We start from the raw sequence: 18,015 nt of genomic DNA, 5'->3' as shown, positions 1-18,015 counted from the left end.
GAGCTTCGGTCAGGTCCGCTCAGTAGGCACTGTTGACGTTGTCGATCGAGCCGTAACGGTCGGCGGCGTAGTTGGCCGCGGCGACGATGTTGGCGACCGGGTCGTACTGGCTGTGGGCCGTACCCGCCACGTGGTAGGCGTCGAACGTCGGCTTGATGACCTGCAGCAGGCCGATCGACGGGACACCGTTGATCGCGTTGATGTCCCAGTTGTTGATGGCGTTCGGGTTGCCGCTGGACTCACGCATGATGTTGCGGTGCAGGCCGTTGTACGAGCCCGGGATGTGGTGCTTCTTCATGATGGCCAGCGACTCCTTGATCCAGCCGTCAAGGTTGTTGGCGTAGATCGGCTTGCGAGCTGCGGCACGGCTGGCGGCCTGCTGCTTGGCGCGCTTCTTCGCGGCGGCTTTGGCAGCGGCCTTGGCGGCGGCCTTCTTCTTGGCCGCGGCTGCGGCCTTCTTCTTGGCGGCGGCAGCAGCCTTGGCCTTCGCCTTGGCGGCAGCGGCCGCCTTGGCCTTGGCCTTCGCCGCAGCGGCGGCCTTGGCCTTGGCGGCGGCGTCAGCCTTGGCCTTGGCAGCCAGGGCCGTCTGCTGCTTGGAGATGCTGGTGTGGACGCCGGCGGCCTGAGCCACGGGGGTGGAGGACAGGGCCTCGGTCTCCGAGCCGGCGGAGGCGTTGCCGGGGACGAGGGAGAACGTGACGGCTGCAACGGCGGCGGCGGCGATGCCGGCGATCGAGACCTTGTGGGTCTTGGTCAGGCGGGTGCTGGACGCGGACATACAGTCGTACCTCTTCGAATAGCGGAAGTCGCATCAGGCCGGAGCGGCGCTGCGCTCCTCGGCGGGCGACGGCTGCAATTCTTAGCGCCAGCAAAATGCTGTGGCAAAGGTGTGACGTACTATCCGCAATAGTGGATCAGGGTGTCCGAATGGTGCTGTTCCTCCTGCATAGTTCCCGCTCACACGTCCTTTATATATCCACTAGAGAACTTCGTAAGTGATCTGCGTCCTATGTGCGGGCTCACATCGGGCGCATAACGGTTTCACCTGGTGTTGCTCTAGCAATGCAAAGCGTGAGGTGTGTCGGGTCGTTTCGGGAGAATGAGGTGGATGTCGCCGAACTCGTGCCAGAGGTAACTCCGGCGCAGCGCCTCGGTATACGAACGGCCCAGGGCCTCACGCCCGGCGATCGCCTCCAGCATCAGCAGATGCGAGGCCTGCGGCTCGTGCAGCCCGGTCAGCAGCCCGTCCACGGCGCGCACCCCGCGCCCCGGCGTGATGACCAGGTCCGTCCAGCCCCCTGCCGCCCGCACCACACCATCGGCGTCCACCGCCGACTCCAGGGCGCGTACGGCGGTTGTGCCCACCGCGACGATCCGCCCGCCGCCCGCCCGCGCGGCGTTCACCAGCCACGCCGTGGTGGCGGGCACCTCGAAGCGCTCCGGATACGGCGGCTCGTGCGCCTCCGCCGAGGCCACCCCCGTATGCAGGGTGAGGGGAGCGAACTGCACACCACGGCTCACCAGCTCCGCCACCAGCCGCGCGGTGAAGGGCCGGGCCGCGCTCGGCATCTCGGCCGAGCCCGCGCCGCCGGGGGAGGGGAGCGCGAAGACCGTCTGGTACGCGGACAGGGGCTGGTCCTGTGCCGTGTACCGGTACCGGATCGGGCGGCCGTACCGGGACAGCAGTCCCGGCACCTTCACGGACACCGTCGCCCACCACAGCCTCTCCGCCCCGGGGACCAGGGGCGCGTCCAGCACGAGGCGCTCGCCTCCGGGGAGCCGTACGACGGCCCCGGGCGGGCCCCCGGCACGCCTCACCGTGCTCCCCGAGCCGTCGGGGCTGCGCAGCTCCACCGCCCAGCGCCCGTCGTCACCGCGGGTCGAGAAGTGCACGACGACCGCCTCGCCACCGACCCGCCCGTTGACGGCGGCGGGCAGTGTGGTGGACGTATTGACCACGAGGACGTCACCGGCCCGCAGCTGCCCGGGCAGGTCCCGGAAGGCGTGGTGGGTCACGTCCATCCCGCGCGAGACCATCAGCCGCACGTCGGCACGCCCCGACCCGCGCACCTCGGCGGGCACGCGGGCCGAGAGCTCCTCGGGCACGACCAAAGCCTCCAGCACGGCGGCTCCTCCCGGTGTCTGCCCGGCTCTCATCGAGTCGCCTGCAGCAGTGCGGGGGCGGTGTACCGGCCGCTCGCGGGCCGTTCCTCCAGCAGGCGCAGGAAGCCGGGCACCACCGAGTCGGGCGAGGGGCGCGGATCGTTGTCGCCGGGCACGGCCGCCGCGTAGAGGTCCGTCTGCATGTCACCCGGGTCGACCGTCCACACCCGCACCCCCGGCTCCTCGACCGCGAGCACCGCAGCGAGGTGGTCGAGCGCCGCTTTGGACGCCCCGTAGCCGCCCCATGTCTCGTACGCCTCCGCCGCGGCGTCCGAGCTGACCGCGATCAACGAGCCCGCCCTGGCCTCCCGCAGCAGTGGCAGTGCCTCCTGTACGAGTCCGAGTGCCGCCACCACATTCGTCTCCAGGGCCGTCCGCAGGCCATCAAGGGGGAGCGCCTCCAGCCGCACCAGTGGCTCGGCGCCCAGCGCGCTCGCGTTGCTCACCAGCAGATCGATTCCACCGAGCCCGCGGGCCGCGGCCACCAGCTCCTTACGGTGCCCGGCATCGGTGACGTCTCCCGCCACCGTCACCACCCGCGTCCCGTACGCCGTACTGATATGACGCGCGCTCTCCTCGAGGACGCTCGCGGTCCTGGCCCCCAGCACCAGGTCCCACCCCCGCTCGGCCAGGGCTGCCGCGAGTGCGCGCCCCAGTCCCTTGGAAGCTCCAGTGACCACCGCTACCGGCATGATGCCCATCCCCTTGTCCGGCTCTTGAGCTGTTCCGTGTCGATGTCCCCAACCTAGGAATGCGTCCCGGTCCACCGCCTCGTGCGCGGGGCCCCACCGGACAAGGCACTTCGACCTACGACCTCAGCCCTAAGCGGCTGCCGTCCCCGGCCCGATACGGACTGTCACACCCCGCCGGTACGGTGAGGTCATGAGCCATCGACCCAGCTCGGGCCTGGCGGCTGTGAGCACCGCCCTCCTCGCGATGAGCAGGCATCTGGAGGTGCGTGACGTCCTGAAGACGATCGTGGCGTCCGCGCGTGAGCTCCTCGACGCGGAGTACGCGGCGCTGGGCGTGCCCGACGACCACGGCGGCTTCGCGCAATTCGTGGTCGACGGCATCACCGACGCGCAGTGGAAGGCGATCGGCCCGCTCCCGCGGCAGCACGGCATCCTTGCCGCGATGCTGCGCGAAGCGAAGACCGAGCGGATCGCCGACGTCCGCAAGGACCCCCGCTTCGAGGGCTGGCCGGCCGCCCACCCGGACATGTCCGACTTCCTCGGTCTGCCCATCAAGGACGGTGAGGAGACGATCGGCGCGCTCTTCCTCGCGAACAAGAAGTGCCCGAAGCCGCAAGGCGGCTGCGGCTTCTCCCAGGAGGACGAGGAGATCCTCTCGATCCTCGCCCAGCACGCGGCGATAGCCCTGACCAACGCCCGGCTCTACGAGCGCAGCCGTGAGTTCACCATCGCCGAGGAGCGCTCCCGCCTCGCCCACGAACTGCATGACGCGGTGAGTCAGAAGCTTTTCTCGCTCCGCCTGACCGCACAGGCCGCCGCCGCGCTGGTGGACCGCGATCCGGCCCGCGCCAAGGGGGAACTGAAGCAGGTCGCCCTGCTCGCCGCAGAGGCCGCGGACGAACTGCGCGCCGCGGTCGTGGAGTTGCGCCCCGCCGCCCTCGACGAGGACGGTCTGGTCAACACCCTTCGTACGCAGATCCAGGTCCTCGACCGCGCACACAGCGCGAGGGTCACCTTCGACAGCCGCGGCATCCGCGCGCTGCCCGCAGCCCAGGAGGAGGCCCTGCTCCGGGTCGCCCAGGAGGCGCTGCACAATGCCCTGCGGCACTCCGGCGCGGGCGAGGTCGATGTGGCGTTGGTCCGTTGCGGCCAGGGTGCGGTCCTCAGCATCACCGACAACGGCAGGGGCTTCGAGCCGTGGACGGTCCGCAGGGCGGGCCGCCATCTGGGACTCGTCTCGATGCGGGACCGGGCGAGCGGCGTCGGCGGCCGGCTCACCGTTCAATCAGAGCCCGGAAAGGGCACGACGATCGAGATGGAGGTCCCAGGTGGCTGACAAGACGATTCATGTCCTCCTGGTCGACGACCACCAGGTGGTCCGCCGCGGCCTGCGTACCTTCCTCGAGGTCCAGGAAGACATCGAGGTCGTCGGCGAAGCGGCGGACGGGGCCGAAGGCGTCGCCCGCGCCGAGGAGTTGAAACCGGACGTCGTCCTGATGGACGTCAAAATGCCCGGCACGGACGGCATCGACGCGCTCCGCAAAATGCGTGAACTGGCCAATCCTGCCAAGGTGCTGATCGTCACCAGCTTCACCGAGCAGCGCACGGTCGTCCCCGCGTTGCGCGCGGGCGCTTCGGGTTACGTGTACAAGGACATCGACCCCGAAGCGCTGGCCGGTGCCATCCGCTCCGTCCACGCGGGCCATGTGCTGCTCCAGCCGGAGGTCGCGGGCGCCCTTCTCTCCGAGGACGACCCGGGCAGTGGGACCGGCCGCGGCAGCACGCTCACCGAACGCGAGCGGGAGGTCCTGGGTCTGATCGCCGACGGCCGTTCCAACCGGGAGATCGCCCGCGCGCTCGTGCTGTCGGAGAAGACCGTCAAGACGCACGTCTCGAACATTCTGATGAAGCTGGACCTGGCGGATCGCACCCAGGCGGCGCTGTGGGCGGTCCGACATGGCCTGACGGACTGAGGGGGCCGCCGAAACTCTGACCGGACCGTCTCCCTCCGGTCTGAACATTCATACTGTCGGGTGTATGTCACTCGTCTGCCGCATCCTGATCGGCTCGGCGGCGTTCTCCATGGCGTGCTGCGGCGGCCGGCCGCAGCGAACGCTCAGGAGGATCCCCAAGTGAAGAACGTCAAGAAGGCAGCTGCCCTCACCATGATCGCCGGCAGCCTGCTCGCGGCGGGCGCCGGCGTCGCCTCCGCCACGGACGGCGCGTACGCCGGCGGCCAGGCCGTGAACTCCCCGGGTGTCCTCTCGGGCAACGTGGTCCAGGTCCCCGTCCACGTCCCGGTGAACGTAGTCGGCAACACGGTCAATGTGGTCGGCGCGCTGAACCCGGCATTCGGCAACTACGGCTACAACGGCTGACGGTCACCCACGACCCCGCGGTGCGGGGGCGTCGCCCCCGCACCGCCACCACGTCCTCCCCCTCAACGGCCCCGCTCCCGCTCCTCCACATACGCGTTGTACGCCGCCGCCTGCGCCCGCCTCGCCACCCGCTCCACCGGCCGCAGCGCCTGCCCCCGCGCCGCCATCTCCGACGCGCTCACCGCGCCGCCGTGCCCGTTCTCGTACGCCACCGAGATCAGCAGCCCGATCCGCTGAGCCAGCTCCAGCACGCGTACCGCCCGCGGTGGATATCCGGGGGCCAGCGTTTCGCCCGGGCCCCGCGACGCCCGCGCCCGGTACGCGTCGATCGCCGACGCCGCCACCGGACCCGACGCCGCCACATCGAGGCGCGACAGCACCTCCGTCGCCTCCCGCAGGGCTTCCGCGAGCTCCCGTTCCGCCTCCCCGAGCGAGGGCACGTCCGCCGGTGGCGCCTCCCGCACCGGCAGGCAGTGCCAGACGACCTCGACGTGCACATCACCCGCAGGCCCGGCCTCGTACACCTCGGGCACAAGGCCGTATGCCGCGCCCGCGGCGACCACGGCCTCCTCCGCGTCCAGCGCCCGGGCGTTGAAGTCCGGTGGTCCGCTCAGACCCAGCGGATGTCCCGGCACGGGCAGTGCGACCCGGTACCCGGTCACCCCCAGCGCCCGCAGCCGCCCCAGCGCGAGAGTGAGCCCGACGGGCCCCGTCTCGCCCGGCAGCCCCTCGACCCGGTGCACCGCGTCGTCACCGACGATCGCGAGTGCCGCGTCATCGGGTGATACAAATCCGGCCAACAGGGCATTTCCCCATGCGGCCAGCCGTCCTGAGCGTGGTTCGGAAAGCATGGTCCCAGCCTAGGTACCGGACCGGGGGACAGGGCTACTCGGCCGGTGGCGTAGGTTTTCCCTGGGAGCTGTGCCCACAGGTGCATAAAACCGCCCCCAATACCTCAAGACGATTGCATGGGGAGACAACGCGCTCATGAGCGATGTACTGGAGCTGGTGGACGTATCCGTGGTCCGCGACGGACGCGCTCTGGTGGACGACGTCTCCTGGTCGGTCAAGGAGGGCGAGCGCTGGGTCATCCTCGGCCCGAACGGCGCCGGCAAGACCACCCTCCTCAACATCGCGTCCAGCTACCTCTTCCCGACCACCGGTACTGCGAGGATCCTCGGCGAGCGCCTCGGCGCCGTCGACGTCTTCGAGCTCCGCCCGCGTATCGGCATGGCCGGCATCGCCATGGCCGAGAAGCTGCCCAAGCGCCAGACCGTGCTCCAGACCGTCCTCACCGCCGCGTACGGAATGACCGCCACCTGGCACGAGGACTACGACGCCATCGACGAGGAGCGCGCCCGCGCCTTCCTCGACCGCCTCGGCATGACCGAGTACCTGGACCGCAAGTTCGGCACGCTCTCCGAGGGCGAGCGCAAGCGCACCATGATCGCCCGCGCCATGATGACCGACCCCGAACTGCTGCTCCTGGACGAGCCCGCCGCCGGACTCGACCTCGGCGGCCGCGAGGACCTGGTGCGCAGGCTCGGCCGTCTTGCCCGCGACCAGTTCGCCCCCTCCATGGTGATGGTGACGCATCATGTCGAGGAGATCGCCCCCGGCTTCACCCACGTCCTGATGATCCGTCAGGGCAAGGTGCTGGCCGCCGGTCCGATGGAGACCGAGCTCAACTCCCGCAACCTCTCGCTCTGCTTCGGCCTCCCGCTGCTCGTCGAGCGCAACGGCGAGCGCTGGACCGCCCAGGGGCTCCCGCTCGGCTGACCCCGGCGTCACGGAAGGAGCGGCTGCCTGATCCCGCTCCCCGCTGTCGCCCCCTGTCCTCACCACGACTGGCAGACCTACCATGACCATGTGGAAATCGACGCATGGGTGTGGTGGCTGATCGGCGCGGTCGGACTGGGCATTCCCCTTGTCCTGACGGCGATGCCGGAGTTCGGAATGCTGTCCGCCGGAGCCGTGGCCGGGGCCGTCGTCGCGGCGCTCGGCGGGGGCACGGTCGCCCAGGTCCTCGTCTTCGCCCTGGTTTCCGTAGCGCTCATCGCCGTCGTACGGCCCATCGCGACCCGGCAGCGAGCCCAACGGCCCCAGTTCTCCAGCGGAGTTGACGCGCTCAAGGGCCGCCATGCCGTCGTGCTCGAACGAGTCGACAGCAGCGGCGGCCGTATCAAACTCGCCGGTGAGATCTGGTCCGCGCGCGCACTCGACGCCGAGATGTCCTTCGAGGTGGGCCAGCAGGTCGACGTCGTGGAGATCGACGGAGCCACCGCCGTGGTGATGTGACCAATGAATGCCGAACGCCCCCCATACCAGCCCGTGTTCTGGGAAACTCGATCATCAGAATTATCCGGCAGCGAAGGGCACAGGGAACGCGATGCAACCGATCATCATCGTCCTGATCATTCTGGTGGTGCTGGTCTTCATCGCCCTGATCAAGACGATCCAGGTCATCCCGCAGGCCAGTGCCGCCATCGTCGAGCGCTTCGGGCGCTACACCCGCACCCTCAACGCGGGACTGAACATCGTGGTCCCGTTCATCGACTCGATCCGCAACCGCATCGATCTGCGTGAACAGGTCGTCCCCTTCCCGCCCCAGCCGGTGATCACCCAGGACAACCTGGTCGTCAACATCGACACGGTCATCTACTACCAGGTGACCGACGCCCGCGCCGCGACCTACGAAGTCGCCAGCTACATCCAGGCGATCGAGCAGCTCACCGTCACCACGCTGCGCAACATCATCGGCGGCATGGACCTGGAGCGGACCCTCACCTCCCGCGAGGAGATCAACGCCGCCCTGCGGGGCGTCCTCGACGAAGCCACCGGCAAGTGGGGCATCCGCGTCAACCGCGTCGAGCTCAAGGCGATCGAACCGCCCACCTCCATCCAGGACTCGATGGAGAAGCAGATGCGCGCCGACCGTGACAAGCGCGCCGCGATCCTCACCGCGGAAGGCATCAGGCAGTCCGCGATCCTCACCGCCGAGGGTGAGAAGCAGTCCGCGATCCTGCGCGCCGAAGGTGAGGCCAAGGCCGCCGCCCTGCGCGCGGAGGGCGAGGCCCAGGCGATCCGTACGGTCTTCGAGTCCATCCACGCCGGAGACGCGGACCAGAAGCTCCTCGCCTACCAGTACCTCCAGATGCTCCCGAAGATCGCCGAGGGCGACGCCAACAAGCTCTGGATCGTGCCCAGCGAGATCGGCGACGCGCTCAAGGGCCTCTCCGGCGCCATGGGCAACTTCAACCCGATGGCCGGAATGGGCGGCGGCTCCGGATCCGGCAAGTCCGGCGCCGGAAACGGCACGGAGCGCCGCGAACAGCCCCCCATCGACTGACGTCCGGCCCCTCAGGCATGATCGGTGCACCCGGCACCGATCATCGAGGGGCACAACGTGACCATATGGGAGATGCTCGCCGTCTTCGCCGCGGGCATCAGCGCCGGCACCATCAACACCATCGTCGGCTCGGGGACACTGATCACCTTCCCGGTCCTCCTCGCCACCGGCCTGCCTCCCGTCACCGCCACGGTCTCCAACGCGCTCGGCCTGATCCCCGGCTCGATCAGCGGGGCCATCGGCTACCGCGCCGAACTCACCGGCCAGCGCAGCCGTATCCTGCGCCTCGGCATCGCCGCCGCGATCGGCGGCCTCAGCGGAGCCGTACTGCTCCTGATGCTCCCCTCCACGGCCTTCGAGACCATCGTCCCCGTCCTCGTCGCGCTGGCCCTGGTCCTGGTGATCCTCCAGCCGCGCATCAGCAAAGCCGTCCAACGCCGCCGCGAGCGCAAGGGCACCCGCACCCACCCCGACGGCGGCCCGCTCCTCTTCGTCGCACTGATGCTCGCCAGCGTCTACGGCGGCTACTTCACCGCGGCCCAGGGAATCATCTACATCTCCCTCATGGGCATGCTGCTCGACGACACCCTCCAGCGCCTCAACGCCACCAAGAACGTCCTGGCTGCCGTCGTCAACAGCATCGCCGCGCTCTTCTTCCTCTTCGTGGCGGACTTCGACTGGACGGTGGTCGCACTGATCGCGGTCGGCTCCGCCCTCGGCGGCCAGCTCGGCGCCAAGCTCGGCCGCCGGCTGCCACCGACGGCGCTGCGCGCGCTGATCGTCGTGGTCGGCACCTTTGCGATCGTCCAGCTCCTGCTGCGCTGAAACGCAAAAACCCGCCCCCGGCAGGGAGCGGGCCTTCACGCGTCACACTTACGCGGCGGGCGCCGCCAGCCACTCCGGCAGCGCCGAGCGCTCACCGGCCCGCAGCCCGAGCAGCATCGCGTCCGCCGGAGAGGGTACGAACGGCTCGTGCAGCAGCGGCATTCCGGCCTGCTCCGGCGTACGGTCGGCCTTGCGGTGATTGTCCTCGGCGCAGGAAGCCACCGTATTCAGCCAGCTGTCCTGACCGCCGTGCGACCGTGGCACCACGTGGTCCACGGTCGTGGCGCGTCTTCCGCAGTACGCGCACCGGTGCTGGTCCCGTACCAGCACACCACGCCTCGACCAGGGTGCCTGTCTTCGGAAAGGCACCCGGACATACCGGCAGAGCCTGATCACCCGGGGCACCGGAAGATCAACTGCCGCGGCACGCACACGGAGTCCGGGGTGGGCCTGCTCGACGACGGCCTTGTCCTGCAGCACCAGAACCACCGCGCGGTTGAGTGTCACCGTCGACAGCGGCTCGAAGCTCGCATTCAGTACCAGCGTGTCCCGCATCTCGCCCACCTCCCGTTCGCCGGCCCAACCCTTTGCGGGCCTTGGGCTTGGATCAACTCTGGCCGGGCGCGCCGAGATGGACAACGCAATAAAAGATGCCCTGCCCTGATCTCTCCAAGACCAGGGCAGGGCAAACAACAAACGAACGATCAGCTCTTCGAAGGACCTTCGTACTCCGCCATCAGGTGTGCACGCGCAATCGCGTGGAAGCGGAGATTGAGGCCCGCGACCGCCGGCGAGACGTCCGCACCGGGGCCGAGCTTCTGCTTGTCAACCGCGTACACCGTGAACACATAGCGGTGCCTCTCGCCCGCCGGGGGAGCAGCGCCGCCGAAATCCTTCGACCCGTAGTCGTTACGGACCTGGACGGCGCCCTCGGGCAGCCCCGCGAACTTTCCGCTGCCCGCACCGGCCGGCAGCTCCGTGACCGATGCCGGGATGTCGAAGAGCACCCAGTGCCAGAACCCGCTGCCCGTGGGCGCGTCCGGATCGAAGCACGTCACGGCAAAGCTCTTGGTCTCCGCCGGGAAACCCTCCCACCGCAGATGCGGCGACGTGTTGCCCGCCGCATAGACCTGGGCGTCCTTCAGCACCGACCCCGGCGCGATGTCGTCGCTCACCACCGTGAACGACGGCACCGCGGGATGGAAGTCGTGTGGAAGGGGCGCCCTGTTGAGCTCGGTCACGTCTGAACCTCCGAATCGGCTGTTCTGCCTGCCCTGCTTGCTCTGTCGAATCCGAGCCTAGAACCAGTTACGACGCCCGCCGACGTCCGCCAGCCACTGGTTGAGGAACGCAGCCCAGTCGGTCGAGTGGAAGTCGTGGTGCCCCACCTTGAAGGCCTTGTACGAGTCGCTGCCCTCGCTGAAAAGACCCGGCTTCTTGTCCATCTCGAGGATCACGTCCATCTCGCGGTCGTCAGCGACAAAGGTCAGCTCGACCTGGTTCAGCCCGCGGTACTGCTGCGGCGGGAAGAACTCGATCTCCTGGTAGAACGGCAGCCGCTGCCGCGTCCCACGGATGTGCCCGCGCTCCATGTCCGCGCTCTTGAAGCGGAAGCCCAGCTGGATGAAGGCGTCCAGGATGGCCTGCTGCGACGGCAGCGGGTGCACATTGATCGGGTCCAGGTCGCCCGAGTCCAGGGCCCGCGCGATCTCCAGCTCCGTCGTCACACCGATGTTCATCCCGCGCAGCTGCTGCCCCGCGATGCTGGTGACCGGGGTTTCCCACGGAATCTCGAGGCCGAACGGCACCACATGCACCGCCCCGGCCTTCACCTCGAAAGCGCCACCGAGCCGCTGCTTGGTGAACTCGATGTCCTGCTTGACCTCCTGGTCACCACCCTCGACCTCGACCCGCGCCTGCAGACCGACGGAGAGTCCCTCGATCTGCTGGTCCACCGAGCCGCCCTGGATGCGCACCTCGCCCTGGACGACACCGCCCGGTACGACGTTCGCCTCGATGAGCACCGTCTCGACGGATGCGCCACCGGCGCCCAGGCTCGCGAGCAGCTTCTTGAACCCCATGTCCACTCCTTCTTCGTTCTGACCACTACATACGCGCGACGACCGTAGCCGGTTCCCCGGTACCCTCGGACGCCATGATCGAGAGCCCCGACCGTACGCCGCTGCCCCGGGAGTTCTTCGACCGCCCAGTGCTGGAGGTCGCACCCGAACTCCTTGGCTGCACCCTGGCACGCCTCACCGACGACGGACCCATCGAGGTACGGCTCACCGAAGTGGAGGCGTACGCGGGGGAACTCGACCCGGGGTCCCACGCGTACCGCGGACGCACCGCGCGAAACCAGGTGATGTTCGGCCCGCCCGGTCACGCGTACGTCTACTTCACCTATGGCATGTGGCACTGCCTCAACGTGGTGTGCGGCCCGGAAGGAAGGGCGAGCGGGATCCTGCTGCGCGCCGGCGAAATCCTTGTGGGCGCCGACCACGCCCGCAAACGTCGGTTCTCGGCCCGTCACGACAAGGAACTGGCCAAAGGCCCCGCACGCCTGGCCACGGCCCTCGATGTGGACCGTGTCCTGAACGGCGCCGACCTCTGCGCCGGCGGCGACGCACCCTTGGCTCTGCTGCGGGGCACCCCGCCCGACCCTGACCTGGTGCGCAGCGGCCCCCGCACCGGGGTTGGCGGCGACGGGGCACACCACCCCTGGCGCTTCTGGATCGTGGACGACCCGACGGTCAGCCCTTACCGGGCCCATATGCGGCGGCGCAGGGCAACTTGACTCTGGTTGGCGCGACCCCTAACGTAGTCCGAGCCGCTTGAAACGGGCCCTGCTGTTCAGCAGCCCGGAGCGGCCATCCACTTCTTACGACGACCCCAAACCGGGTGCGATTTCGGCATGCCGAAATTCAAGCTCAGTGACTCAATTATGAGTCGCCTGGGGAATCGGCTAAAGTAGGGGACACGCCGAAAGGCAATGGCCTTCCAACGGCCGCTGGAATCGAATTCCTCACCGGAAACGGAGCGGAAATAGAGTCTGGTAAGGTTGGAAATGCAAGACCGAAGGGAAGCGCCCGGAGGAAAGCCCGTGAGGGTGAGTACGAAGGAAGCGTCCGTTCCTTGAGAACTCAACAGCGTGCCAAAAGTCAACGCCAGATTGACAACCCCGGCCCATTTCGGTGGGTTGGAGGTTCCTTTGAAAGTCCTGTCGGCCCTTGTGGCGGGCAGGCGAAAACACAGCGAGGACGCTGTGGACGACTGGTCTTATTCCGACTGGTTGTCCCGCTCTTGTGGTGTTGAACCCGATTACGGGTAAACATTCATGGAGAGTTTGATCCTGGCTCAGGACGAACGCTGGCGGCGTGCTTAACACATGCAAGTCGAACGATGAAGCCCTTCGGGGTGGATTAGTGGCGAACGGGTGAGTAACACGTGGGCAATCTGCCCTTCACTCTGGGACAAGCCCTGGAAACGGGGTCTAATACCGGATACCACCTCCCGAGGCATCTTGGGGGGTTGAAAGCTCCGGCGGTGAAGGATGAGCCCGCGGCCTATCAGCTTGTTGGTGGGGTGATGGCCTACCAAGGCGACGACGGGTAGCCGGCCTGAGAGGGCGACCGGCCACACTGGGACTGAGACACGGCCCAGACTCCTACGGGAGGCAGCAGTGGGGAATATTGCACAATGGGCGAAAGCCTGATGCAGCGACGCCGCGTGAGGGATGACGGCCTTCGGGTTGTAAACCTCTTTCAGCAGGGAAGAAGCGCAAGTGACGGTACCTGCAGAAGAAGCGCCGGCTAACTACGTGCCAGCAGCCGCGGTAATACGTAGGGCGCAAGCGTTGTCCGGAATTATTGGGCGTAAAGAGCTCGTAGGCGGCTTGTCACGTCGGATGTGAAAGCCCGGGGCTTAACCCCGGGTCTGCATTCGATACGGGCTGGCTAGAGTGTGGTAGGGGAGATCGGAATTCCTGGTGTAGCGGTGAAATGCGCAGATATCAGGAGGAACACCGGTGGCGAAGGCGGATCTCTGGGCCATTACTGACGCTGAGGAGCGAAAGCGTGGGGAGCGAACAGGATTAGATACCCTGGTAGTCCACGCCGTAAACGTTGGGAACTAGGTGTTGGCGACATTCCACGTCGTCGGTGCCGCAGCTAACGCATTAAGTTCCCCGCCTGGGGAGTACGGCCGCAAGGCTAAAACTCAAAGGAATTGACGGGGGCCCGCACAAGCAGCGGAGCATGTGGCTTAATTCGACGCAACGCGAAGAACCTTACCAAGGCTTGACATATACCGGAAAGCATCAGAGATGGTGCCCCCCTTGTGGTCGGTATACAGGTGGTGCATGGCTGTCGTCAGCTCGTGTCGTGAGATGTTGGGTTAAGTCCCGCAACGAGCGCAACCCTTGTTCTGTGTTGCCAGCATGCCCTTCGGGGTGATGGGGACTCACAGGAGACTGCCGGGGTCAACTCGGAGGAAGGTGGGGACGACGTCAAGTCATCATGCCCCTTATGTCTTGGGCTGCACACGTGCTACAATGGCCGGTACAAAGAGCTGCGATGCCGCGAGGCGGAGCGAATCTCAAAAAGCCGGTCTCAGTTCGGATTGGGGTCTGCAACTCGACCCCATGAAGTCGGAGTTGCTAGTAATCGCAGATCAGCATTGCTGCGGTGAATACGTTCCCGGGCCTTGTACACACCGCCCGTCACGTCACGAAAGTCGGTAACACCCGAAGCCGGTGGCCCAACCCCTTGTGGGAGGGAGCTGTCGAAGGTGGGACTGGCGATTGGGACGAAGTCGTAACAAGGTAGCCGTACCGGAAGGTGCGGCTGGATCACCTCCTTTCTAAGGAGCACTTCTCACCAGACCCCGGTCTGGTCAGAGGCCAGTACACCGGCGCACGTCCGGTGCTGGTAGCTCATGGGTGGAACGTTGACTATTCGGCACGGTTTCAGGGCTTCACTAGTACTGCTTCGGCGTGGAACGTGTGGTCAGGGGATCGTGCCGGGCGCGCTGTTGGGTGTCTGAGGGTGCGAGCGTGAGCTCGTCCTTCGGGATGCCGGCCCCAGTGAACTCGCCCTGTTGGGTGGGGTGGTGGGTGGCTGGTCGTTGCTTGAGAACTGCACAGTGGACGCGAGCATCTGTGGCCAAGTTTTTAAGGGCGCACGGTGGATGCCTTGGCACCAGGAACCGATGAAGGACGTGGGAGGCCACGATAGTCCCCGGGGAGCCGTCAACCAGGCTTTGATCCGGGGGTTTCCGAATGGGGAAACCCGGCAGTCGTCATGGGCTGTCACCCGCTGCTGAACACATAGGCAGTGTGGAGGGAACGAGGGGAAGTGAAACATCTCAGTACCCTCAGGAAGAGAAAACAACCGTGATTCCGGGAGTAGTGGCGAGCGAAACCGGATGAGGCCAAACCGTATGCGTGTGATACCCGGCAGGGGTTGCGCATACGGGGTTGTGGGATCTCTTTTTCATTGTCTGCCGGCGATGAGACGAGTCAGAAACCGTTGATGTAGGCGAAGGACATGCGAAAGGTCCGGCGTAGAGGGTAAGACCCCCGTAGCTGAAACGTCAGCGGCTCGTTTAAGAGACACCCAAGTAGCACGGGGCCCGAGAAATCCCGTGTGAATCTGGCGGGACCACCCGTTAAGCCTAAATATTCCCTGGTGACCGATAGCGGATAGTACCGTGAGGGAATGGTGAAAAGTACCGCGGGAGCGGAGTGAAATAGTACCTGAAACCGTGTGCCTACAAGCCGTGGGAGCGTCGCGTGCAGAGCTTGCTCTGTGCGTCGTGACTGCGTGCCTTTTGAAGAATGAGCCTGCGAGTTTGCGGTGTGTTGCGAGGTTAACCCGTGTGGGGAAGCCGTAGCGAAAGCGAGTCCGAACAGGGCGGTTTAGTAGCGCGCTCAAGACCCGAAGCGGAGTGATCTAGCCATGGGCAGGTTGAAGCGGAGGTAAGACTTCGTGGAGGACCGAACCCACCAGGGTTGAAAACCTGGGGGATGACCTGTGGTTAGGGGTGAAAGGCCAATCAAACTCCGTGATAGCTGGTTCTCCCCGAAATGCATTTAGGTGCAGCGTCGTGTGTTTCTTGCCGGAGGTAGAGCACTGGATAGGCGATGGGCCCTACCGGGTTACTGACCTTAGCCAAACTCCGAATGCCGGTAAGTGAGAGCGCGGCAGTGAGACTGTGGGGGATAAGCTCCATGGTCGAGAGGGAAACAGCCCAGAGCATCGACTAAGGCCCCTAAGCGTACGCTAAGTGGGAAAGGATGTGGAGTCGCAGAGACAACCAGGAGGTTGGCTTAGAAGCAGCCACCCTTGAAAGAGTGCGTAATAGCTCACTGGTCAAGTGATTCCGCGCCGACAATGTAGCGGGGCTCAAGCGTACCGCCGAAGTCGTGTCATTCACACATGATCCCCAACGGGAGTGTGGATGGGTAGGGGAGCGTCGTGTGCCGGGTGAAGCCGCCGCGTAAGCGAGTGGTGGACGGTTCACGAGTGAGAATGCAGGCATGAGTAGCGATACACACGTGAGAAACGTGTGCGCCGATTGACTAAGGGTTCCTGGGTCAAGCTGATCTGCCCAGGGTAAGTCGGGACCTAAGGCGAGGCCGACAGGCGTAGTCGATGGACAACCGGTTGATATTCCGGTACCCGCTTTGAAACGCCCAGTACTGAACCCTCTGATGCTAAGGCCGTGAAGCCGTCCTGGATCCTTCGGGTGAAGGGGAGTGGTGGAGCCGCCGGTCCAAGGTGGTAGTAGGTAAGCGATGGGGTGACGCAGGAAGGTAGTCCAGCCCGGGCGGTGGTTGTCCCGGGGTAAGGGTGTAGGCCGTGTGATAGGCAAATCCGTCACACATTGAGGCTGAGACCTGATGCCGAGCCGATTGTGGTGAAGTGGATGATCCTATGCTGTCGAGAAAAGCCTCTAGCGAGTTTCATGGCGGCCCGTACCCTAAACCGACTCAGGTGGTCAGGTAGAGAATACCGAGGCGTTCGGGTGAACTATGGTTAAGGAACTCGGCAAAATGCCCCCGTAACTTCGGGAGAAGGGGGGCCATCTTTGGTGATCGGACGTGCTCCGTGAGCTGGGGGTGGCCGCAGAGACCAGCGAGAAGCGACTGTTTACTAAAAACACAGGTCCGTGCGAAGCCGTAAGGCGATGTATACGGACTGACGCCTGCCCGGTGCTGGAACGTTAAGGGGACCGGTTAGTCACATTTCGGTGTGGCGAAGCTGAGAACTTAAGCGCCAGTAAACGGCGGTGGTAACTATAACCATCCTAAGGTAGCGAAATTCCTTGTCGGGTAAGTTCCGACCTGCACGAATGGCGTAACGACTTCTCGACTGTCTCAACCATAGGCCCGGTGAAATTGCACTACGAGTAAAGATGCTCGTTTCGCGCAGCAGGACGGAAAGACCCCGGGACCTTTACTACAGTTTGATATTGGTGTTCGGTTCGGCTTGTGTAGGATAGGTGGGAGACTGTGAAGCTTGGACGCCAGTTCAGGTGGAGTCGTCGTTGAAATACCACTCTGGTCGTGCTGGATGTCTAACCTGGGTCCGTGATCCGGATCAGGGACAGTGTCTGATGGGTAGTTTAACTGGGGCGGTTGCCTCCCAAAGGGTAACGGAGGCGCCCAAAGGTTCCCTCAGCCTGGTTGGCAATCAGGTGTTGAGTGTAAGTGCACAAGGGAGCTTGACTGTGAGACCGACGGGTCGAGCAGGGACGAAAGTCGGGACTAGTGATCCGGCGGTGGCTTGTGGAAGCGCCGTCGCTCAACGGATAAAAGGTACCCCGGGGATAACAGGCTGATCTTCCCCAAGAGTCCATATCGACGGGATGGTTTGGCACCTCGATGTCGGCTCGTCGCATCCTGGGGCTGGAGTCGGTCCCAAGGGTTGGGCTGTTCGCCCATTAAAGCGGTACGCGAGCTGGGTTTAGAACGTCGTGAGACAGTTCGGTCCCTATCCGCTGTGCGCGTAGGAGTCTTGAGAAGGGCTGTCCCTAGTACGAGAGGACCGGGACGGACGAACCTCTGGTGTGCCAGTTGTCCTGCCAAGGGCATGGCTGGTTGGCTACGTTCGGAAAGGATAACCGCTGAAAGCATCTAAGCGGGAAGCCTGCTTCGAGATGAGGACTCCCACCCCCTTTGAGGGGTTAAGGCTCCCAGTAGACGACTGGGTTGATAGGCCAGATGTGGAAGCCCCGCAAGGGGTGGAGCTGACTGGTACTAATAGGCCGAGGGCTTGTCCTCAGTTGCTCGCGTCCACTGTGTAGTTCCCGGGTTGCGAACAGTCGCACCGGTTGAACTGGTTTCACTAATTAATTTACTTAATTGAAAAGTGTGCTTGTTCGCTAGAGCCCGATAGGGTTTCGGTGGTCATTGCGTTAGGGAAACGCCCGGTTACATTCCGAACCCGGAAGCTAAGCCTTTCAGCGCCGATGGTACTGCAGGGGGGACCCTGTGGGAGAGTAGGACGCCGCCGAACAATCTTTCAAGGACCCGTGGTCCAGCGTTCACGCTGGACCACGGGTCCTTTTTGTTTTGCTTGCTTTACCGAAGCGCGTCCGATGGCCG

At 65.4% G+C, this 18,015-nt stretch carries 15 protein-coding genes and 3 rRNA genes; 11 read left to right on the top strand and 7 right to left on the bottom strand.

Annotated features, from left to right (window positions below):
- Positions 1-19 precede the first annotated feature (19 nt).
- From FBY35_RS25600 to FBY35_RS25590, 3 genes are all read right to left on the bottom strand, one after another.
- Positions 20-778: a transglycosylase SLT domain-containing protein gene (locus tag FBY35_RS25600; protein ID WP_142216329.1), complete on the bottom strand. Its 759-nt coding sequence runs from the start codon at positions 776-778 to the stop codon at positions 20-22.
- Positions 779-1,056: 278 nt separating this feature from the next.
- Positions 1,057-2,157 carry an S-adenosylmethionine:tRNA ribosyltransferase-isomerase gene (locus FBY35_RS25595; protein WP_142216328.1) on the bottom strand — a complete coding sequence of 367 codons (1,101 nt, stop codon included), beginning with the start codon at positions 2,155-2,157 and terminating at the stop codon, positions 1,057-1,059.
- On the bottom strand, positions 2,154-2,855 hold the full coding sequence (locus FBY35_RS25590) for an SDR family oxidoreductase (protein WP_142216327.1): 702 nt from the start codon (positions 2,853-2,855) through the stop codon (positions 2,154-2,156). The genes FBY35_RS25595 and FBY35_RS25590 overlap by 4 nt, the downstream gene beginning before the upstream one ends.
- A gap of 190 nt (positions 2,856-3,045) precedes the next feature.
- Here FBY35_RS25590 and FBY35_RS25585 point away from each other — a divergent pair, with 190 nt between their 5' ends.
- From FBY35_RS25585 to FBY35_RS25575, 3 genes are all read left to right on the top strand, one after another.
- The gene (locus FBY35_RS25585; protein WP_142216326.1) at positions 3,046-4,191 is read left to right on the top strand and encodes a GAF domain-containing sensor histidine kinase; all 1,146 of its coding nucleotides are present in this window, start codon (positions 3,046-3,048) and stop codon (positions 4,189-4,191) included.
- Entirely contained in the window at positions 4,184-4,828 is a 645-nt protein-coding gene (locus tag FBY35_RS25580) for a response regulator transcription factor (protein WP_142216325.1), read from the top strand. The genes FBY35_RS25585 and FBY35_RS25580 overlap by 8 nt, the downstream gene beginning before the upstream one ends.
- Before the next feature lie 159 nt (positions 4,829-4,987).
- Positions 4,988-5,233, top strand: a complete 246-nt coding sequence (locus FBY35_RS25575) for a chaplin family protein (protein WP_142216324.1) — start codon at positions 4,988-4,990, stop codon at positions 5,231-5,233.
- Positions 5,234-5,295: 62 nt separating this feature from the next.
- Here the strand turns inward: FBY35_RS25575 and FBY35_RS25570 are convergent, their stop codons facing one another.
- Positions 5,296-6,084, bottom strand: coding sequence for a hypothetical protein (locus tag FBY35_RS25570; protein WP_142216323.1), 789 nt, complete (start codon positions 6,082-6,084; stop codon positions 5,296-5,298).
- A gap of 136 nt (positions 6,085-6,220) precedes the next feature.
- Between FBY35_RS25570 and FBY35_RS25565 the strand changes: the two genes are divergently transcribed.
- From FBY35_RS25565 to FBY35_RS25550, 4 genes are all read left to right on the top strand, one after another.
- Positions 6,221-7,012 carry an ABC transporter ATP-binding protein gene (locus tag FBY35_RS25565; protein ID WP_142216322.1) on the top strand — a complete coding sequence of 264 codons (792 nt, stop codon included), beginning with the start codon at positions 6,221-6,223 and terminating at the stop codon, positions 7,010-7,012.
- A gap of 90 nt (positions 7,013-7,102) precedes the next feature.
- Positions 7,103-7,531, top strand: coding sequence for an NfeD family protein (locus FBY35_RS25560; protein WP_142216321.1), 429 nt, complete (start codon positions 7,103-7,105; stop codon positions 7,529-7,531).
- Positions 7,532-7,622: 91 nt separating this feature from the next.
- On the top strand, positions 7,623-8,582 hold the full coding sequence (locus FBY35_RS25555) for an SPFH domain-containing protein (RefSeq protein ID WP_142216320.1): 960 nt from the start codon (positions 7,623-7,625) through the stop codon (positions 8,580-8,582).
- 57 nt (positions 8,583-8,639) lie between these two features.
- On the top strand, positions 8,640-9,407 hold the full coding sequence (locus FBY35_RS25550) for a sulfite exporter TauE/SafE family protein (RefSeq protein ID WP_142216319.1): 768 nt from the start codon (positions 8,640-8,642) through the stop codon (positions 9,405-9,407).
- 48 nt (positions 9,408-9,455) lie between these two features.
- On the opposite strand, the gene FBY35_RS25545 is transcribed toward FBY35_RS25550, so the two are convergent.
- The 3 genes from FBY35_RS25545 to FBY35_RS25535 form a co-directional block, all read right to left on the bottom strand.
- On the bottom strand, positions 9,456-9,962 hold the full coding sequence (locus FBY35_RS25545) for an HNH endonuclease (RefSeq protein WP_142216318.1): 507 nt from the start codon (positions 9,960-9,962) through the stop codon (positions 9,456-9,458).
- Between the two features lie 149 nt (positions 9,963-10,111).
- Positions 10,112-10,648: a YbhB/YbcL family Raf kinase inhibitor-like protein gene (locus tag FBY35_RS25540; RefSeq protein WP_142216317.1), complete on the bottom strand. Its 537-nt coding sequence runs from the start codon at positions 10,646-10,648 to the stop codon at positions 10,112-10,114.
- Between the two features lie 57 nt (positions 10,649-10,705).
- Positions 10,706-11,488 (bottom strand): sporulation protein, encoded by a 783-nt coding sequence (locus tag FBY35_RS25535; RefSeq protein ID WP_142216316.1) that lies wholly within the window; start codon positions 11,486-11,488, stop codon positions 10,706-10,708.
- A gap of 74 nt (positions 11,489-11,562) precedes the next feature.
- On the opposite strand from FBY35_RS25535, the gene FBY35_RS25530 reads away from it, so the two are divergent.
- The 4 genes from FBY35_RS25530 (at position 11,563) to rrf (ending at position 17,926) form a co-directional block, all read left to right on the top strand.
- Positions 11,563-12,204: a DNA-3-methyladenine glycosylase gene (locus FBY35_RS25530; RefSeq protein ID WP_142216315.1), complete on the top strand. Its 642-nt coding sequence runs from the start codon at positions 11,563-11,565 to the stop codon at positions 12,202-12,204.
- Between the two features lie 537 nt (positions 12,205-12,741).
- Positions 12,742-14,267, top strand: a 16S ribosomal RNA gene (locus tag FBY35_RS25525).
- 300 nt (positions 14,268-14,567) lie between these two features.
- Positions 14,568-17,691: ribosomal RNA gene (locus tag FBY35_RS25520) — 23S ribosomal RNA — on the top strand.
- A gap of 118 nt (positions 17,692-17,809) precedes the next feature.
- A 5S ribosomal RNA gene (rrf, locus tag FBY35_RS25515) occupies positions 17,810-17,926 on the top strand.
- The 16S, 23S and 5S rRNA genes sit together here, the layout of an rRNA operon.
- Positions 17,927-18,015 lie beyond the last annotated feature (89 nt).

Source organism: Streptomyces sp. SLBN-118, assembly GCF_006715635.1.
In the GTDB taxonomy this organism is placed as follows: domain Bacteria; phylum Actinomycetota; class Actinomycetes; order Streptomycetales; family Streptomycetaceae; genus Streptomyces.
This window is presented reverse-complemented; position numbering and strand designations above follow the sequence as displayed.